This is a genomic window from Streptomyces roseolilacinus (genome assembly GCF_014649335.1).
Classification (GTDB): domain Bacteria; phylum Actinomycetota; class Actinomycetes; order Streptomycetales; family Streptomycetaceae; genus Streptomyces; species Streptomyces roseolilacinus.
On sequence record NZ_BMSV01000015.1, the window covers coordinates 35,664 to 52,789 of the forward strand.

13 protein-coding genes and 1 other RNA gene are annotated in these 17,126 nt (G+C 75.5%); 10 read left to right on the top strand and 4 right to left on the bottom strand.

The genetic code is table 11. The annotated features are described in order from the left end of the window. Positions 1-38: 38 nt before the first annotated feature. Positions 39-3,296 (bottom strand): FtsK/SpoIIIE domain-containing protein, encoded by a 3,258-nt coding sequence (locus tag IE106_RS27750; protein ID WP_189538029.1) that lies wholly within the window; start codon positions 3,294-3,296, stop codon positions 39-41. 409 nt (positions 3,297-3,705) lie between these two features. On the opposite strand from IE106_RS27750, the gene IE106_RS27755 reads away from it, so the two are divergent. The 4 genes from IE106_RS27755 to IE106_RS30555 all read left to right on the top strand — a co-directional run bounded on the left by IE106_RS27755 (position 3,706) and on the right by IE106_RS30555 (position 9,502). After that, entirely contained in the window at positions 3,706-5,451 is a 1,746-nt protein-coding gene (locus IE106_RS27755) for a serine/threonine-protein kinase (RefSeq protein WP_189538030.1), read from the top strand. Positions 5,452-5,628: 177 nt separating this feature from the next. Next, positions 5,629-6,888 carry a serine/threonine-protein kinase gene (locus tag IE106_RS27760; protein ID WP_189537981.1) on the top strand — a complete coding sequence of 420 codons (1,260 nt, stop codon included), beginning with the start codon at positions 5,629-5,631 and terminating at the stop codon, positions 6,886-6,888. 80 nt (positions 6,889-6,968) lie between these two features. Next, positions 6,969-8,081 (top strand): peptide chain release factor 2, encoded by a 1,113-nt coding sequence (gene prfB, locus IE106_RS27765; RefSeq protein WP_189537982.1) that lies wholly within the window; start codon positions 6,969-6,971, stop codon positions 8,079-8,081. Positions 8,082-8,485: 404 nt separating this feature from the next. Next, entirely contained in the window at positions 8,486-9,502 is a 1,017-nt protein-coding gene (locus IE106_RS30555) for a hypothetical protein (protein WP_229840857.1), read from the top strand. Between the two features lie 192 nt (positions 9,503-9,694). Here the strand turns inward: IE106_RS30555 and IE106_RS27775 are convergent, their stop codons facing one another. Next, entirely contained in the window at positions 9,695-9,889 is a 195-nt protein-coding gene (locus tag IE106_RS27775; RefSeq protein WP_189537983.1) for a hypothetical protein, read from the bottom strand. Between the two features lie 277 nt (positions 9,890-10,166). On the opposite strand from IE106_RS27775, the gene ftsE reads away from it, so the two are divergent. The 5 genes from ftsE to ssrA all read left to right on the top strand — a co-directional run bounded on the left by ftsE (position 10,167) and on the right by ssrA (position 14,106). Then, positions 10,167-10,856, top strand: coding sequence for a cell division ATP-binding protein FtsE (ftsE, locus tag IE106_RS27780; protein WP_028964199.1), 690 nt, complete (start codon positions 10,167-10,169; stop codon positions 10,854-10,856). Between the two features lie 63 nt (positions 10,857-10,919). Beyond that, positions 10,920-11,837, top strand: a complete 918-nt coding sequence (gene ftsX, locus IE106_RS27785; RefSeq protein WP_189537984.1) for a permease-like cell division protein FtsX — start codon at positions 10,920-10,922, stop codon at positions 11,835-11,837. A 67-nt stretch (positions 11,838-11,904) separates the two neighbouring features. Further along, entirely contained in the window at positions 11,905-13,116 is a 1,212-nt protein-coding gene (locus IE106_RS27790; protein WP_189537985.1) for a S41 family peptidase, read from the top strand. A gap of 18 nt (positions 13,117-13,134) precedes the next feature. Next, entirely contained in the window at positions 13,135-13,614 is a 480-nt protein-coding gene (gene smpB / locus IE106_RS27795) for an SsrA-binding protein SmpB (protein ID WP_189537986.1), read from the top strand. Between the two features lie 122 nt (positions 13,615-13,736). Continuing rightward, positions 13,737-14,106: a transfer-messenger RNA gene (ssrA, locus tag IE106_RS27800) on the top strand. Between the two features lie 92 nt (positions 14,107-14,198). Here the strand turns inward: ssrA and IE106_RS27805 are convergent. Together IE106_RS27805 and IE106_RS27810 are read right to left on the bottom strand one after the other, a co-directional pair. Then, positions 14,199-14,681 (bottom strand): GNAT family N-acetyltransferase, encoded by a 483-nt coding sequence (locus IE106_RS27805; RefSeq protein ID WP_189537987.1) that lies wholly within the window; start codon positions 14,679-14,681, stop codon positions 14,199-14,201. A 10-nt stretch (positions 14,682-14,691) separates the two neighbouring features. Continuing rightward, entirely contained in the window at positions 14,692-16,020 is a 1,329-nt protein-coding gene (locus IE106_RS27810) for an MFS transporter (RefSeq protein ID WP_189537988.1), read from the bottom strand. An 84-nt stretch (positions 16,021-16,104) separates the two neighbouring features. Here IE106_RS27810 and IE106_RS27815 point away from each other — a divergent pair, with 84 nt between their 5' ends. Continuing rightward, the gene (locus IE106_RS27815; protein WP_189537989.1) at positions 16,105-17,070 is read left to right on the top strand and encodes a LysR family transcriptional regulator; all 966 of its coding nucleotides are present in this window, start codon (positions 16,105-16,107) and stop codon (positions 17,068-17,070) included. The last annotated feature ends 56 nt before the right edge of the window (positions 17,071-17,126 follow it).

Genomic DNA, 17,126 nt, shown 5'->3' on the forward strand with positions numbered 1-17,126 from the left:
TCCCTACTCCCCGATCGTGATGGGCTCGTGACGTGCCGTCACCGCACGGGGCCGGCGGTGTCGGACACGGGTACGAGCGGCGGCACGGGCGCCGCGCCGACCGAACGGGCCGCCCGGTCCAGGGCGCTGGCCAGCAGCGCCAGGTCCGTCGGCCCGTTGCCCAGCTCCCGTACGGGCCGGCGGGCCGGCGGGTCGCCCATGCGCTCCCACTCCAGCGGGACGACGGTGGGGCGCAGCGTCGCCGTGCGCGGGATCCGCCCGGTCACGCGGCCCGCCTGGAACGGCGTCACCCGCCCGTCGGCACGGCGCACCCGGCCCCGGCCCGGCGCCGGGTCGTCCGGACCCGGCGGCACCGGCGGCGCGTCCAGCACGACCCGTACCCGCGCCCGGCGGTCCGGTTCCGAGCCGGCCGTGCGGTCCGGGTGCGCCGTCGCCGCGACCAGGTGGACGCCCAGCCGCTCCCCGTCCCGGGCGACGGCCTCCAGCGCCCGCACGACCGAACCGGCCGCCGGGCGGCCCGGACTGCCGAGCGCGGGCGCGACCAGCGCGTCCAGGTCGTCGACCAGCACGACGAGGCGGGGCAGCGGCGGCGGCGCCTCGCCCCTGGCCCGGCCACCGCCCGCGGCGGGCCGCAGGCGCAGCGTGCGGTCGGACGCGGGGTCCGAGTCGCCGCCGCGCTGCTCCGGGAAGCTCTCGCGGACGCCGCGCTGCTCGGGGACGGTCCGGTCGGCGGGCGGGCCGTCCGGGCGGCCACCGTCGCCGCGCGCGGACCAGTCGGCGAACCCCTCGTGGCCCAGCAGCTCCGCGCGCCGCTTCAGCTCGGCGCCCAGCGCCTGCGCGAAGGCCCGCATCCGCACCGGGTCGGACGCGACGAGGTGCTCGGTGACGTGCGGCAGGTCGGTGCACGGGCCGAGGCCGTCGCCCCGCTCGCCGCCCGCGCCGTCCACCAGCAGCAGTCCGAGCCGGTCGGGCCGCGACGCGGCGGCGAGCGACGCCGCGACGGAGCGCAGCAGCTCCGTACGGCCGCTTCCCGCCGGCCCCTCGACCAGCAGGTGCGGGCCGTCGGCGCCCGTCAGGTCCACGCCGACCGGGCCGTGCGGGCCCGCGCCCAGCACCGCCGTGCCGTCCGGGGCGGACGCCCAGCGGGCCATCAGCGACGCGGGCGTGGCCCGCGCCAGCCCCAGCTCGTCGAGCAGGCGCGAGGACCGGGGCAGCGCCACCGCCGCGGCCCGCCCGTGCGGTTCGGGGCCCTCCGCGCGCAGCGGCGCCAGCGCCCGGGCGAACCGCTCCGCCCACGCCGGCGACACCGCGTCGACCGTCGCGACCGTGCCGTGGCCCGCCGGGTGGCCGCCCGCCGTCCGCAGCACCCGCAGCGCCGTCGCCACGTCACCCGTCAGCAGGCCCGCCGCGCCGCACTCCCGGAACGCCGGCGCCGCCGCGCACGCCGCCTCGTACGCCGCCGCGGCCGGGAACACCGCCGTCGCGGGCGCCGTCTCCGCCAGGCACACCAGGTGGACGCCGGCCGCCGCGCCCGTCTCCGCGAGCCGCGCGGCCGTCCCGCGCAGCGCCGCGGTGCCCGGGTCGCCGTCGACGACCACCACCGTGTACGGCCCCGGGACGGCTCCCGCCGGGTCCGGCCGGCGGAACCCCTCCGCCCGGGAGGTCCGGGGGAGGTCGGCCTCCGCCCGGCCGGAGCCGAGCGGCCCGTCGTCCAGCCGCCGGGTCAGCTCCGCCATCCGCGCGGCGGCCTGGTCCTGGTCGTAGGCGAGGAGGAGCCGGCAGTCCTGGCCGTGCGCGGGGCGGGTGTGCGGCAGCCAGCCGAGCCACGCCCAGTCGCGGCGGCGCTCCTCCACGGGGCGCGACCGGTCGGCGCTGATCAGCACGATCTCCAGATCCGCCGGGGCGTGCAGGGCGGCCAGCTGGGCGACGACCGAGCGGGCCAGACCCAGGAGCCGGGCGCGCGGCCCGGCCAGGCCCAGCGACCCGGCCTCGCGCAGCCCGACCGTGACGGGCACGGCCGCGAGGTCGGCCCGGTCCGTCGTGCCGAGCCGCACCGCGAGCGCCTCGGGGTGCCCCGGCGCCCGCCCCCAGAGCCGCGCGCCGGGCCCGAGGGCGGTCAGCAGCACGGCGGCCGGGTCGGGCCACGCCTCGGTGCCGGGTCCGCGCGGCACGTCGGGCGCACCGGTCCCGGTGTCCGCGCCGCCGGCGCCCCGGTCCGCCTGGTCCCCGCGCGCCCCGGCGAGCCGCCGGGCCCAGGCTCCTATCCCGCGCCGCCGGGCAGGGGGCTCCGGCATGCGGGTGCCCCGGGCCGGGGTGCCCCCGGCGCCGCTCTGGTCGCGTGCCATCCCCTCGTAGGCGCCGGGCCCGGTGGTGCCGGACCCGCCGTCCGCGAAGCCGTCGTGGGCGTCCCGTGCCCGCTCGTGCGCGGCGGCGCCGGCCGGTGCCGTGCCGGGCCGGGGGTGGGTCCCGCCGTCCGCGAAGCCGGCGCCGGGCGCGGAGCCGTGCCCCGCCCCGGCCGGGAGGCCCGCGCCGCCCGGGGCCGGGGTGCCGCCCGGGGCCGTGCGGGTGCCGTCCGGGCCCCCGGCGGGGCCGCCGGGGCGCGCGTGGCCGCCGTCCTCCCCGCCGTCCCGGCCCGGGACGGCGGGGAGGACGACGCGTACGTGGCCCTCGCCGTCGGGGGCCGTGGGCAGGGGGGCGGCGGCGTCCGCGCCCGCCGACAGGCACAGGGCCGACTCGCCGACCCGCAGCAGCGCCCCCGCGGGCAGGCGGACGGGCCGGGAGCCGACCGGGCGGCCGTCCAGCGCCGTGCCGTTGGTCGAGCCCAGGTCCGCGACCGTCACGCGGCCGTCCTCGCCGACCGTGACCTCGCAGTGGAGCCGCGACACGTCGGGGTCGTCCAGCGGCACGTCGGCGTCGGCGGAGCGGCCGACGCGGACGTGCCCGGGGTGCAGCAGGTGCACGCCGCCCGCGTCCGGTCCCGCCACCACGTGCAGCCGCGCGACCGCGCCGTCGGGGGCGGCCACGTCGTCCGCGGGCACCTGGAGCGCCAGCACCGCCCCGTCGACCAGGGGTGGCTCGCCCAGGGCGCAGCGCTGGAGGTCGAGCCGTTCACGCCCGGCGTACAGCACGACGGGGCCCGTGCCCGCCGCGCCGTCGGGTCCCGCCGCGGCGGCGGCGACGCCGGAGGCCACGGCGGCCAGTGCGGTGCCGGCGGGGGCGGTGACGAGCACGTCGCAGGCGCGCCGCGCGGTCTGCCCGCCGGGCGGCGCCGCGAGGACGGTCAGCCGGATCTGCATCGCCGTCAGCGGTCCCTTCTGCGCGACGCGCCGGCAGCGGGGGGACAGGCCCTCGACGTCCCCCCGCCCGTGCGCGGACACGTCGTCCGGTACAGGTCGGCACGGCCCGTCCCGGGGGCTCCCGACCCCGCGATGCGCCGTGCAGGTGCAATCCTCCCACCTGCCGCCGACACGGCGCCCGCCCACCGGCAAAAAACGATCTTGAAATTTCCGGCCCGCCGGGGGAAACGCCGGTTTGCGCCCGCCCTGATCGCATCTGCGCCCCCGCGCAACCGGGCGCCCCGGCCGTACGTCTTCCCTCACGTCCCACCCGGTGACAAGACGTTCGAAGGAAAATCGAAGGAAGCGGAACGGCACTAGAGTGGGTCGGACGCAAGCTTCGGACCACGATCGCAGGGAGCGCATGACCGTGCGGCCAGTCGGCAGTAAGTACCTGCTCGAGCAGCCGCTCGGACGCGGCGCCACGGGCACCGTCTGGCGTGCCCGCCAGAGGGAGACGGCGGGCGCCGAGGCGGCCGTGCCGGGCCAGCCCGGCGAGACCGTCGCGATCAAGGTCCTCAAGGAGGAGCTCGCCAACGACGCGGACATCGTGATGCGCTTCCTGCGGGAGCGCTCCGTCCTCCTCCGCCTCACCCATCCCAACATCGTCCGCACCCGCGACCTGGTGGTCGAGGGCGACCTCCTCGCCCTCGTCATGGACCTCGTCGACGGCCCGGACCTGCACCGCTACCTCCGCGAGAACGGCCCCCTGACCCCGGTCGCCGCCGCGCTCCTCACCGCCCAGATCGCGGACGCGCTCGCCGCCAGCCACGCCGACGGCGTCGTGCACCGCGACCTCAAGCCGGCGAACGTCCTGCTCGCCGAGCGGGACGGGCGGATGCACCCGATGCTCACCGACTTCGGCATCGCCCGCCTCGCCGACTCCCCGGGCCTGACCCGCACCCACGAGTTCGTCGGCACGCCCGCGTACGTCGCGCCGGAGTCCGCCGAGGGCCGCCCGCAGACCTCCGCCGTGGACGTCTACGGCGCCGGCATCATGCTGTACGAGCTGGTCACCGGCCGTCCCCCGTTCGGCGGCGGCACGGCGCTGGAGGTCCTGCACCGGCACCTCAGCGAGGAGCCCCGCCGCCCGTCCACGGTGCCCGCCCCGCTGTGGACGGTCATCGAGCGCTGCCTCAGCAAGGACCCCGGCCGCCGCCCCGGCGCGGAGAACCTGGCCCGCGCGCTGCGCACGGTCGCCGCCGGCATCGGCGTGCACGCGACCGTCGCGGAGATCGAGGCGGCCGAGGGCGTCGGCGCGCTGCTCGCCCCCGACCCGTCGCCCGCGCCGGTCCCCGACACGCCCGCGCCGGACGTCCCGGGCGCCTCCGACGCCACCCAGGTCCTCCCGAGCACCGGCCGGGCCGCGCCCTCGTACGACCCGTCGGCCGCCACCAGCGTCCTCCCGCAGACCGGCCCCGGCCCCGGCGGACCGGGCGACACCGCCGACCCGACCGCGGTCATGCCGCCCGTGCCGGGCCCGGAGGACCCGCACCCCTGGCAGACGCAGCTGCGCGCCGCCCGGGACCGCAACGAGCAGACCCAGGTCCAGTACCTCGACCCCGCCGACGACCCGCTGCGCCGCCGCCCCCCGCGCCGGCCCCAGCAGCCGCCCCGGCCCCAGCAGCAGCCGCCCCAGTACCGCCCGCAGCACCAGCAGTACGGGCAGCAGCCCCCGCAGCAGCACGGGCAGCAGCAGTACGGCCAGCAGCCGCCGCCGCAGCAGTACGCCCCGCAGCCGCCCCAGCCGCAGCAGCAGCCGCGCCGGCAGCACGCCCCGGCGCCGCAGCCCCGGCAGCAGTACGCCCCCCAGCCCCAGGCGCCCCAGCAGCCCCAGCAGCCCCAGCCGCCGCAGCCCGCGCCCCGCGCCCCGCGTCAGCGCGGCGCCAACCCGATGCGGATCCCCGGCCTGGGCTGCCTCAAGGGCTGCCTGTTCACGATCGTGCTGTTCGTCGTGGCCGGCTGGCTCATCTGGGAGCTGACCCCGCTCCAGGACTGGATCGCCCAGGGCAAGGGCTACTGGCAGGCCATCGGCGACGCCATCTCCTCCGTCAGCGACTGGATCTCCCAGCTGGGCAGCGGCACGGAGACCCCGACCGCCCCGCCGCAGCAGTGAGCCCCCGCGCCGGGGCGGCCCCCTCCACCCCGGCGCACGCGGCGGCCCCGCCCGCCCCGGCGCGCACCGGCGTCGTCGCTTTGTCGACTTCGGAGGGGTGATTTCCGCTCCCGCGTGAATACCGGTGCCCGCACCCGCGTAACTTGGTCGGGAACGCCAGCCGCTGAGGGAGCAGTCTTGGCACGGAAAATCGGCAGCCGGTACACGGCTCACCAGATCCTGGGGCGGGGCAGCGCCGGCACGGTGTGGCTCGGAGAGGGCCCGGAGGGCCCCGTCGCCATCAAGCTGCTGCGCGAGGACCTCGCCTCGGACCAGGAACTCGTCGGACGCTTCGTCCAGGAGCGCACCGCCCTGCTCGGGCTCGAACACCCGCGTGTGGTGGCCGTGCGCGACCTGGTCGTCGACGGCAACGACCTGGCCCTGGTCATGGACCTCGTCCGCGGCACCGACCTGCGCAGCCGCCTCGACCGCGAGCGCCGCCTCGCGCCCGCCGCGGCCGTCGCCATCGTCGCGGACGTCGCCGAGGGCCTCGCCGCCGCGCACGCCGCCGGGGTCGTCCACCGGGACGTCAAGCCGGAGAACATCCTGCTCGACATGGAGGGCCCGCTCGGCCCGGGCGGCGCCCACCCCGCCCTGCTCACCGACTTCGGTGTCGCCAAGCTGATTGACACCCCGCGCCGCACCCGCACCAACCGCATCATCGGCACCCCCGACTACCTCGCCCCCGAGATCGTCGAGGGCCTGCCGCCGCGCGCCGCCGTCGACATCTACGCGCTCGCGACCGTCCTGTACGAGCTGCTGGCGGGCTTCACCCCGTTCGGCGGCGGACACCCGGGCGCCGTCCTGCGCCGCCACGTCACCGAGACGGTCGTCCCGCTGCCCGGCATCCCGGACGAGCTGTGGCAGCTGATCGTGCAGTGCCTGGCCAAGGCGCCCGCGTCCCGGCTGCGCGCCTCCGAGCTCGCCGCCCGCCTCCACGACCTGGCGCCGCTCGTCGCGCACATGCCGCCCCTGGACGTGGACGAACCGGGCGCCGAGCCGTCCTCGGAGCCGTACGAGGACGACCCGTACCCGACGCTCCCGAGCGGCCCGCGCCGCTCCGCCGTCCCGCTGGTCCCGGGCTCCTCCGCGGACTCCAGCCGCGACACCCACACGTCGATGCGCGTCCCCGGCCCGGACGAGCTGTCCGGCGGCCCCCTGGGCACCGCCCGCGCCCCGCGCGCCCCCGGCCAGCGCCGCCCCGGCTCGGCCCGCAACAAGCCCTCCGCCGCCCGCAGGCGCCGCCTCGCGCTCTCCGTCGCGGGTGCCGCCCTGGTCGCCGCGGTGGGCGTGGGCGGCTGGCTCGCGGCGAGCGGCGACGACACCGAGGCACCGCCCCAGGACTCCCGGCAGTCCGCCCCCGAGCCCGTCCCGGACACCGCTCCCGCCCGGCCCTGACCGCACGCGCGGCCCCCCGGGGAGCGGCCCGCCCGCCCTCGGGGGAGGGGACTGTCGCGGCCAGCCGTTACGCTGGACCCGTGGCAGTCGTCGACGTATCCGAAGAGCTGAAGTCCCTCACCTCGACCATGGGGTCCATCGAGGCGGTCCTCGACCTCGACAAGATGAGGGCAGACATCGCCGTGCTCGAGGAGCAGGCGGCCGCGCCGTCCCTGTGGGACGACCCCGAGGCGGCGCAGAAGATCACCAGCAAGCTGTCGCACCTCCAGGCCGAGGTGCGCAAGGCGGAGACCCTGCGCGGCCGGATCGACGACCTCGCGGTGCTGTTCGAGCTCGCCGAGGCCGAGGACGACCAGGACACCCTCGCCGAGGCCGAGGCGGAGCTCACCGAGGTCCGCAAGGCCCTCGACGAGATGGAGGTCCGCACCCTCCTGTCCGGCGAGTACGACGAGCGCGAGGCCCTCGTCACCATCCGCGCCGAGGCCGGCGGCGTCGACGCCTCCGACTTCGCGGAGCGCCTGCAGCGCATGTACCTCCGCTGGGCCGAGCGGCACGACTACAAGACCGAGATCTACGAGACGTCGTACGCGGAGGAGGCCGGCATCAAGTCGACCACCTTCGTCGTCCACGCCCCGTACGCGTACGGCACGCTCTCCGTCGAGCAGGGCACGCACCGCCTGGTCCGCATCTCGCCGTTCGACAACCAGGGCCGCCGCCAGACGTCCTTCGCGGGCGTCGAGGTGCTGCCGGTCGTCGAGCAGACCGACCACATCGAGATCCCGGAGAACGAGCTCCGCATCGACGTGTACCGGTCCTCCGGCCCCGGCGGCCAGTCCGTCAACACCACGGACTCCGCGGTCCGCATCACCCACATCCCCACCGGTGTGGTCGTGTCCTGCCAGAACGAGAAGTCGCAGATCCAGAACAAGGCGTCCGCGATGCGCGTCCTGCAGGCCCGCCTCCTGGAGCGCCAGCGCCAGGAGGAGCGCGCCAGGATGGACGCCCTCAAGGGCGACGGCGGCAGCTCCTGGGGCAACCAGATGCGCTCCTACGTCCTGCACCCGTACCAGATGGTCAAGGACCTGCGCACGGAGCACGAGGTCGGCAACCCGCAGGCCGTCCTCGACGGTGAGATCGACGCCTTCCTGGAGGCGGGCATCCGCTGGCGCAAGCAGCAGGACCAGGAGAAGTAGACCCACCCCCGTACGACCGGCGCCGCCCCCTCCCGGGGCCGGCGCCGTCGTCGTACTCCGCCGTGCGGGACCGGGCGCGGGCGGCGGGGCGGTGGCGCGGGCGGTCGGCGCCGGGCTCCGGGGCCATCGCTTTGTCGACAAGGCAATCGCCCACGTCAGCACGGCTTTTCGCGTTTACGTCACAGATGCATGCCCGCATAGCAGGCAAACCGTGATCTTCCAACTCTTACGCGACGCAACGTCCTTGACGCCCCCTCGAAAAGCCGAAAGTCTGGGCCGCGGCATGCGCGGATCCGGGGCGCGTGTGAACGGGGGCTGGTCCGGCAACGTCACGGCCCCCCTGTCCTGGCCCTGGTGCGGTGCGCTGCTCCACTGACAGAACGGCTACTGGGGGTAGCAACTTTATGACCAAGAAGATGCGGGTCAGGGTCGCGCGGATAGCCGCCGGTGCGGTGATCGCCGCGGGCGCGTCCCTGACCGCGGCCGGGGCCGCGCAGGCGGCCGGCTTCGAGCTCGGCCTCTCCGCCGGATGCTCCCCGATCGACTCCACCTGTGACGACAACACCGACCTGGGCGGTGACGGCGGCACGACGGCCGACGGCGGCGTGTCCGTCAGCGGCGGCGTGTCCATCGGCGGCGGCACCTCGACCGACGGCGGCACCTCGACCGACGGCGGCGTGTCCATCAGCGGCGGCGTGTCCTCCGACGGTGGCGCGTCCTCCGACGGCGGTGCGGCGTCCACGAACGGTGGCGCGTCGTCCGATGGTGGTGCGTCGTCCAACGGTGGTGCGTCCACGAACGGTGGCGCGTCCTCCGATGGTGGTGCGTCGTCCAACGGTGGTGCGTCCACGAACGGTGGCGCGTCCTCCGATGGTGGTGCGTCGTCCAACGGTGGCGCGTCCACGAACGGTGGTGCGTCCACGAACGGTGGCGCGTCCTCCGACGGCGGTGCGTCCTCCAACGGCGGTTCCACCGGCTCGACGGGCTCCACCGGCACCACGGGTTCCACCGGCTCGACCGGCACCACGGGTTCCACCGGGACCACCGGCACCACGGGGTCGACCGGCACCACCGGCACCACGGGTTCCACCGGCACCACCGGCATCAACGGTGGCACCACCACCGGCGGTGACGACGCCGCGTCCACCGGTGGCGCCGCGGCCACCGGCGGTTCCGGCTCGACCGGCGGCGACGCCGGCACCTGCGCCGTGACCGCCGACGGCGCCGAGTGCTCCGACAACAACCCCGGCACCAACAACGTCGGCTCGCAGCCGGTGCAGCAGGGCGAGGCCAAGGAGGAGCTGGCGGAGACCGGCGCCGCCGAGACCTCGTTCCTCCTCATCGGTGCCGCGACGATGATCGCCGGCGGCGTCGGCTTCCGCCTGCTGCCGCGCCTGGTCGGCGGCCGCACCGTCGCCTAGGCGCACCGGGCCCGGACGACCGGGCACCCGAGCGCACCCGGGCCCGGGAGACCGGGCACACGACGAGGGCCCGGACACCGTGGGAACGGTGTCCGGGCCCTCGCCGTGCTCAGGCTCCCGCGTGCGCGGCCGGCCGCTAGGTCGTGTCTTCAAAGTCCCGTCTGCCGGACGACGCTACTTTGAAGACACTCCCTAGGCTGGCTGGTGCGCCACGACCAGCGCCGCCGCCGTCGCCACCAGGAGCAGGAACAGCGCTACCAGCGCCGACGGGCTCAGGGCGCCCCAGGGGCTCTGCTGCATGCGCTCACGATTCGCCCGGCAGACGGGGCAGCGGCCCTCGCTCACGGGCGCGGCGCAGTTGGCGCACACCAATCGGTCATAGGTCATGCGCTCTCCTCCTCCCGCGCGGCGGAGCCGCTCGACTGCGGGCCGTCCACCGAGTTCTCTCCACACAACGCTCAGGGAAACGCGTCCGTTCCCCTCCCCACTGTGCCAGGTCCCACGAGTTTAGGCGCGCCCCGCCGGGTTCCGGCCGGTCAGGACCTCCTACCACAGCCCCCCAGTACGGACAAATCGGGCAAGCCCGTACGGCGCCTGCACGGGGCATCCCGGTTCGCGTATGGTCACGCTCACCTACTCCTCCCGGCCGACCGTGGGTGCACCCGTGATCCGATTCGACAACGTCTCCAAGTCCTACCCGAAGCAGAACCAGCCCGCGCTCAGGGACGTCTCCCTGGAGATCGAGAAGGGCGAGTTCGTCTTCCTGGTGGGGTCCTCCGGCTCCGGGAAGTCCACCTTCCTGCGGCTGCTCCTGCGCGAGGAGCGCGCCAGCACGGGAACGGTGCACGTCCTCGGCAAGGACCTCGCCCGGCTGTCCAACTGGAAGGTGCCGCACATGCGCCGCCAACTGGGCACGGTGTTCCAGGACTTCCGGCTGCTGCCGAACAAGACCGTCGCGCAGAACGTGGCCTTCGCGCAGGAGGTCATCGGCAAGTCCCGCGGCGAGATCCGCAAGTCCGTCCCCCAGGTCCTGGGCCTGGTCGGCCTCGCGGGCAAGGAGGACCGGATGCCGGGCGAGCTGTCCGGCGGTGAGCAGCAGCGCGTGGCCATCGCGCGCGCGTTCGTCAACCGGCCGATGCTGCTGATCGCCGACGAGCCGACCGGCAACCTCGACCCGCAGACGTCGGTGGGCATCATGAAGCTGCTCGACAAGATCAACCGCACGGGCACCACCGTCGTCATGGCGACGCACGACCAGAACATCGTCGACCAGATGCGCAAGCGCGTCATCGAGCTGGAGAAGGGCCGTCTCGTCCGCGACCAGGCCCGCGGCGTCTACGGCTACCAGCACTGACCGACCAGCGGGCAGTAGCAGCAGCAGGCTTCACGCACGGCAAGGAAAGGCTCTACGCACGCGATGCGCGCCCAGTTCGTACTCTCGGAGATCGGTGTCGGCCTCCGTCGCAATCTCACGATGACCTTCGCCGTCATCGTCTCCGTGGCCCTGTCGCTGGCCCTGTTCGGCGGCGCGGTGCTGATGGGCCAGCAGGTCAACGCGATGAAGGACTTCTGGTACGACAAGGTCAACGTCACCATCTACCTCTGCAACAAGAACGACGCGGAGACGGCCGAGACCTGCTCCAAGGGCGCCGTGACCGCCCAGCAGAAGGAGCAGATCGAGACGGACCTCAAGAAGCTCGACATCGTGGAGACCGTCCACCACGAGACGGCGGAGGAGGCGTACAAGCACTACCGGGAGCAGTACGGCGACACCGCCATCGCCAGCGTCATCACGCCGGACCAGATGCAGGAGTCCTTCCGGGTCAAGCTGAAGGACCCGGAGAAGTACGAGGTGGTCGCCACCGCCTTCTCGGGCCGGTCCGGCGTCCACTCGGTGCAGGACCAACGCGGCATCCTGGAGAACCTGTTCAACATGATGCGCGGCATGAACGTCGCCGCCCTCGTCGTCATGGGCCTGATGCTGCTGATCGCGCTGATGCTGATCGTCAACACGGTGCGCGTCTCGGCGTTCAGCCGCCGCCGTGAGACCGGCATCATGCGGCTCGTCGGCGCGTCCAGCTTCTACATCCAGATGCCGTTCATCATGGAGGCCGCGTTCGCCGGCCTGCTGGGCGGCGTGGTCGCCTGCGTACTGCTGCTGGTGGGGCGGTACTTCCTGATCGACGCGGGCCTGTCGCTGGCGGAGCAGATGCCGCTGGTCCAGTTCATCGGCTGGGACGCGGTGCTCTCGGTCCTGCCGCTGGTCCTCGTGATCGGCCTGCTGATGCCGTCGCTGGCGGCGGCCGTCGCGCTGCGCAAGTATCTGAAGGTGTGACAAGCGCCCCTGGCGCCGTGCGGGCAACGCCCGTGCGGCGCCTTCCGCTTGTCCTAGAGTGGGCGGCATGTCGCTGCCGGGTCCCGAGTCCTCGCTCCGGCCCCGCCGCATCGGACGCGGGGCCGCCCTGACCGTGCTCTTCGCGACCGTCCTGGTGGCGGCCGCCGCCACCGGGTCCCTGCCGTACGACGACGGCGCCCCGCCGAGGGCGGCCCGCAACGGCCCCGCCGCCGGCCCCGTCCCCCGGCCGGGCGACGGCGCGGTGCGCGACGAGGTGGTCCGCGCCGCGGCCGAGGCCGCCGCGGACGGCAAGCCCGTCGCGCAGGCCGCCGAGGAGGTCGTCAGCCGCAGCGGCGACCGGTGGGGCGCCGTCTACGACAGGAGCGAGTACGAGGACTTCCGGCGCGCCCTCGACGGGTCGTACACGGGCGTCGGCCTGTGGGCGCGCCGCACCGCCGACGGGCACGTCGAGGTGGCCCGCGTGCAGCGCGGCGGCCCCGCGGAGCGGGCGGGGCTGCGGCCCGGCGACCGGCTCCGCGCGGTCGACGGCCGCTCCGTGCGCGGGCGCACCGCCGCCGAGGTGGTCGCCCTGCTGCGCGGCGACGGCACGGAGGGGGACGCCGCGCGCGCGAAGGCCGGTTCCGCGGTCGTCCTCGGCGTCCAGCGGGGTCCCCGCGCGTGGACGCTGACGCTGCGCCGCGCCCGGCTCGCCGCCGAGGCGGTCACCGTGCGGCGGGTCGGCGACGCGGTGCTGATCCGGGTCAGCGCGTTCACCCGGGGCAGCGGCGCACTGGTGCGCAGGGCCGTGGACCGGGCCCCCGACGGCGCCGGGGTGCTGCTGGACCTGCGGGGCAACGGCGGCGGGCTGGTCACCGAGGCGGTCACCGCCGCGTCCGCGTTCCTCGACGGCGGGCTCGTCGCCACGTACGACGTGCACGGCGAGGAGAAGGCCCTGTACGCCGAGCCGGGCGGCGACACCGCCAGGCCCGTCGTCGCGCTGATCGACGGCGGCACCATGAGCGCCGCCGAGCTGCTGACCGGGGCGCTCAAGGACCGGGGGCGGGCCGTCACCGTGGGCGCGCGCACCTTCGGCAAGGGCTCGGTGCAGATGCCCAGCAGCCTCCCCGACGGCTCGGTCGCCGAGCTGACCGTCGGCCACTACCGCACCCCGGCCGGCGCGCGGGTCGACGGGCGCGGCATCGCCCCGGACGTCCCGGCGCCCACCGGGGCCGAGGAGCGGGCCCGCACGGTATTGAGTGGCCTCGGGACGGGCACGTAGTGCGAAAATGGCCGCACTATGGCTAAGGAAACAGGGCGCAAGCTGATCGCGCAGAACAAGAAGGCGCGGCACGACTACCACATCATGGACACCTACGAGTGCGGTCTGGTCCTGACCGGCACCGAGGTGAAGTCGCTGCGCCAGGGGCGGGCCTCGCTGGTGGACGGCTTCGTGCAGATCGACGGGCACGAGGCGTGGCTGCACAACGTCCACGTACCGGAGTACAGCCAGGGCACCTGGACCAACCACAGCGCACGGCGCAAGCGGAAGCTGCTCCTGCACCGCGCCGAGATCGACAAGCTGGAGTCGAAGTCGCAGGAGACGGGGCACACGATCGTGCCGCTCTCGCTGTACTTCAAGGACGGCCGGGCCAAGGTCGAGATCGCGCTCGCACGGGGCAAGAAGGAGTACGACAAGCGGCAGACCCTCCGCGAGAAGCAGGACCGGCGCGAGGCCGAGCGCACCATGTCGGCGGTCCGCCGGCGCCAGCGCGCCTAGCGCGAGTGGCGCAGGTCACACGTACGGGGAAATGTGCTGGCACCGTCCCGCGTTGATCCCGTACGATGGCATCTGCCCCCCTCGCGGGGGCGCGCCCCCCAGGGGGCTTGAAAAATCAACATGGGGATGATCGGTTTCGACAGCGGCTGTCGAAGCAGGGGAAGCGTGTCGAGGAAGCGGCCATGATCTCGTAAACCACAGGCCGAAACCAATAATCGCCAACACCAAGCGCGATTCCTTCGCCCTCGCTGCCTAAGTAGCGACTCGCGAAGTGTCAGCCCGGGGCTGTTCCCGACCCGGATCCTGGCATCAGCTAGGGAACTAAACCTCTAGGCCCGGTCACGGGGCGTAGAGGGAAACCACACAGTGACTGAGCCCGTCGGAGACTTGTCCGCGTGATCTCCGGGGCCGAGAAAAGCGAAGCGGACTGCACACGGAGAAGCCCTGGTTCCGCACCGTTGGACGCGGGTTCGATTCCCGCCATCTCCACTTTCCCATGTAGGCGAAGGCCCGGCAGCCCCCAAGGCGGCCGGGCCTTCGTCGTGCCCGCGCGGGCCCGCCGCGCCCGGTGCCCCGCGGGGCGGTCAGGGCAGCGCGCGGTGGTAGCGCAGGCCCGGGCGGCCGGTCAGCGTCAGCTCGCCCACGCGCACGAAGCCGTTGCGCTCCAGGACCGTGCGCGAGGCGAGGTTGTCGACGGTCGTGACCGCCCGCAGCTCCGTCAGGCCGTACGCCTCGGCGGCCAGCCGGCACACCTCCGCGACCGCCGCCGTCGCGACGCCCCGCCCCGCCGCCCGCCGGGCGATCCGGTAGCCCAGCTCCGGGCCGTCCGGCCGGTCGCAGACCAGGTTGACCCGGCCGATCAGGTCGCCCTCCTCGTCCAGGACGACGTGGAAGTGGAGCAGCCCCGCCTCCTGGTCGGCCAGCAGCACGCGGTGCCGCTCGGTGAACTCCGCGAAGTACGCCTCGCCCCGGTCGGGGATCGACCGGGCGAAGTAGGCCCGGTTCTCCCGCTCGAACGCCAGCAGCGCGGGCGCGTGGTCAGCCCGCAGTCGCTCCACCGTCAGCATGACACGGAGCCTACGGGAGGTCCCGCACCCGGACGCCCGCCGCCGCCAGGCCCAGCGCCAGGGCCCCCGCCACCGCCGGCAGGGCGTACGCGGTGCCCGCGCCGGCCCGCTCCACGAGCCAGCCGCCCGCCGCCGCGCCCGTCGAGATCCCGCCCAGCAGGGCCGTCACCGCCAGCGTCATGCCCTCGTTCAGCCGGTCCGGCGGGGTCAGCCGCTGCACCAGCGACATGCCGGTCACCATCGTCGGGGCCGTCGCCATCCCCGCCAGCAGCAGCGCCCCCGCCAGGACCGGCAGAGAACCCGTGCCGGACGCGGGCAGCGGCAGCGACATCAGGGCCGTCATCGCCGCCAGGCACACCAGCAGCCGCCGCCGCGCGTTCGCCGCGGGGCGCACCGAGCCGTACGCGAGGCCCGCCAGGAACGAGCCGAACGCCTGCAGCGCCATGACCGGCCCGGCCTCCGGGCCGTCCACGAACGCCAGCGTCACGATCTCCATCGACCCGAAGATCGCACCCGTCGCCAGGAACACCGCCAGCAGCGCGGGCATCCCCGGCGTGCGGAGCGGGGAGCGCGCCCGCCGCCGCGCCGCGCGGGGCGCGACCGGCGGCTCCGTCGCGCGCTGCGCCGTGAACAGCAGCATCCCGGCGAGCAGCAGGACCGCGCCGACCAGGGTGCCCGCCTCCGGGAACAGCGCCGCGCACAGGAACGCGGCGAGCACCGGGCCGGCCATGAAGCACAGCTCGTCCACGGCCTGTTCGAAGGCGTTCGCGGTGTGCACCGCGCGCGGGTCGCCGCGGTACAGGTGGGCCCAGCGGGCGCGGGACATGCCGCCGATGTTCGGGGTCGTCGCGGTCGCGGCGTAGGCGGCGAACAGGGTCCAGTCCGGAGCGCCGTGGCGGACGCACAGCAGCAGGGCCAGCGACCCGAGGACGGCGAGCACCGTGGCCGGGACGGCGACCCGCGCCTGCCCGTACCGGTCGATCAGCCGCGCGGTGAACGGCGCCACCACCGCCGTCGCGGCTAGACCGGTCGCGGTGACGGCGCCGGCGAGGGCGTACGAGCCGCGCGACCCGGCGATCATGATGACCGCGCTGACGGTGAACATGCCCATGGGGACGCGGGCGACCAGGTTGCCGGCGGTGAAGGCGCGCGTACCGGGCACGGCGAAGAGCCGGAGGTACGGGTTGCGGGCGCGGGGCGGCCCGGCGGGGCCACCGGGGCGGGACGCGGGCGCGGGCGCCGGTACGGGCGCGACGGAAGCGGAGGCCGAGGTGGGGGCCGGGGCGGGGGAGCGGGGCGCGGCCGGCTCGGGCGCCGGCTTCGTCGGGTGCGGGGGCATGCCCACCACCCTCACCGCCCTGCCCCCGACCGGTCCAACACCTGTTCGACCCGCATTGACGCGCCCGTGTTGTAAATTCCGCGGGTGGTCCCCGACATCGAACCCCGGCTCCTGCGGGCCTTCGCCGCCGTCGCCGAGGAACTGCACTTCACCCGCGCCGCCGCCCGCCTGTACGTCGCCCAGCAGGCCCTCAGCCGCGACATCCGGCGCCTGGAGCGGCAGCTCGGCACCGAGCTGTTCGTCCGCACCACCCGGCAGGTCGCCCTCACCGCGGACGGCGAGCGGCTCCGCCCGTACGCGCAGACGGTCCTCGCCGCCTACGACGACCTGGCCACCGCCTTCTCCGGCACCGGCCCCCGCCCCCTCCTCGTCGACCTCAACTCGCCCGACATGAGCGGCGGCCGCGTCCTCGCCCGCGCCCGCGAACTGGCGCCCGACTGCGAGCTGATGGCCCGCTTCGAGAGCGGGCTGACCGGCGCCGCCGCCGAGATCCTCGCCGGCCGCCTCGACGCGTCCTTCGGCCGGGTCGCCGGCCTCGACCCGGCGGTCCGCGCCCGGCTCGCCTGGCAGCCCGTGCGCTACGAGCCGATGGCCGTGGTCCTGCCCGAGGACCACCCGCTCGCCGGCCGCGACGAGGTCGAGCTGTCCGCGCTCGCCGGGCAGGCCCTGTACGCCGGGGCGGGCAACCCCCGCACCCGCGAGTGGACCGACCTGGCCGCGCTGCTCTTCGCCGAGCACGGCGTCCGCCTCGCCCCGCCCGCGCCGCTCGCGGTCGGCGCCGAGGAGTTCCGCCGCGTCATGGCCAAGAGCCGCACCCCGGTCCTCGCCGTCGTCGGCTTCCCGGCCATGCCCGAGACCGTGCTGCGCCCGCTCACCGGCCCCGTACCCCTGTCGCCGGTGGCGCTGGTGTGGCGCAGGGGACTGAGGCACCCGGGCCTCGACGCGCTGCGCACCGCCGCCGCCCGGCTCGCCGCCGAGGAGGACTGGCTGGCCGTACCGGACGGGGCGTGGCTGCCGGAGCTCGACGCCGCCCTGATGCGCGGCGCCTGACGCCCGCCCCCCGGTACGCACTCCGGTGGCGAGGCCCGCGCCCGGGCGCCTCCGTG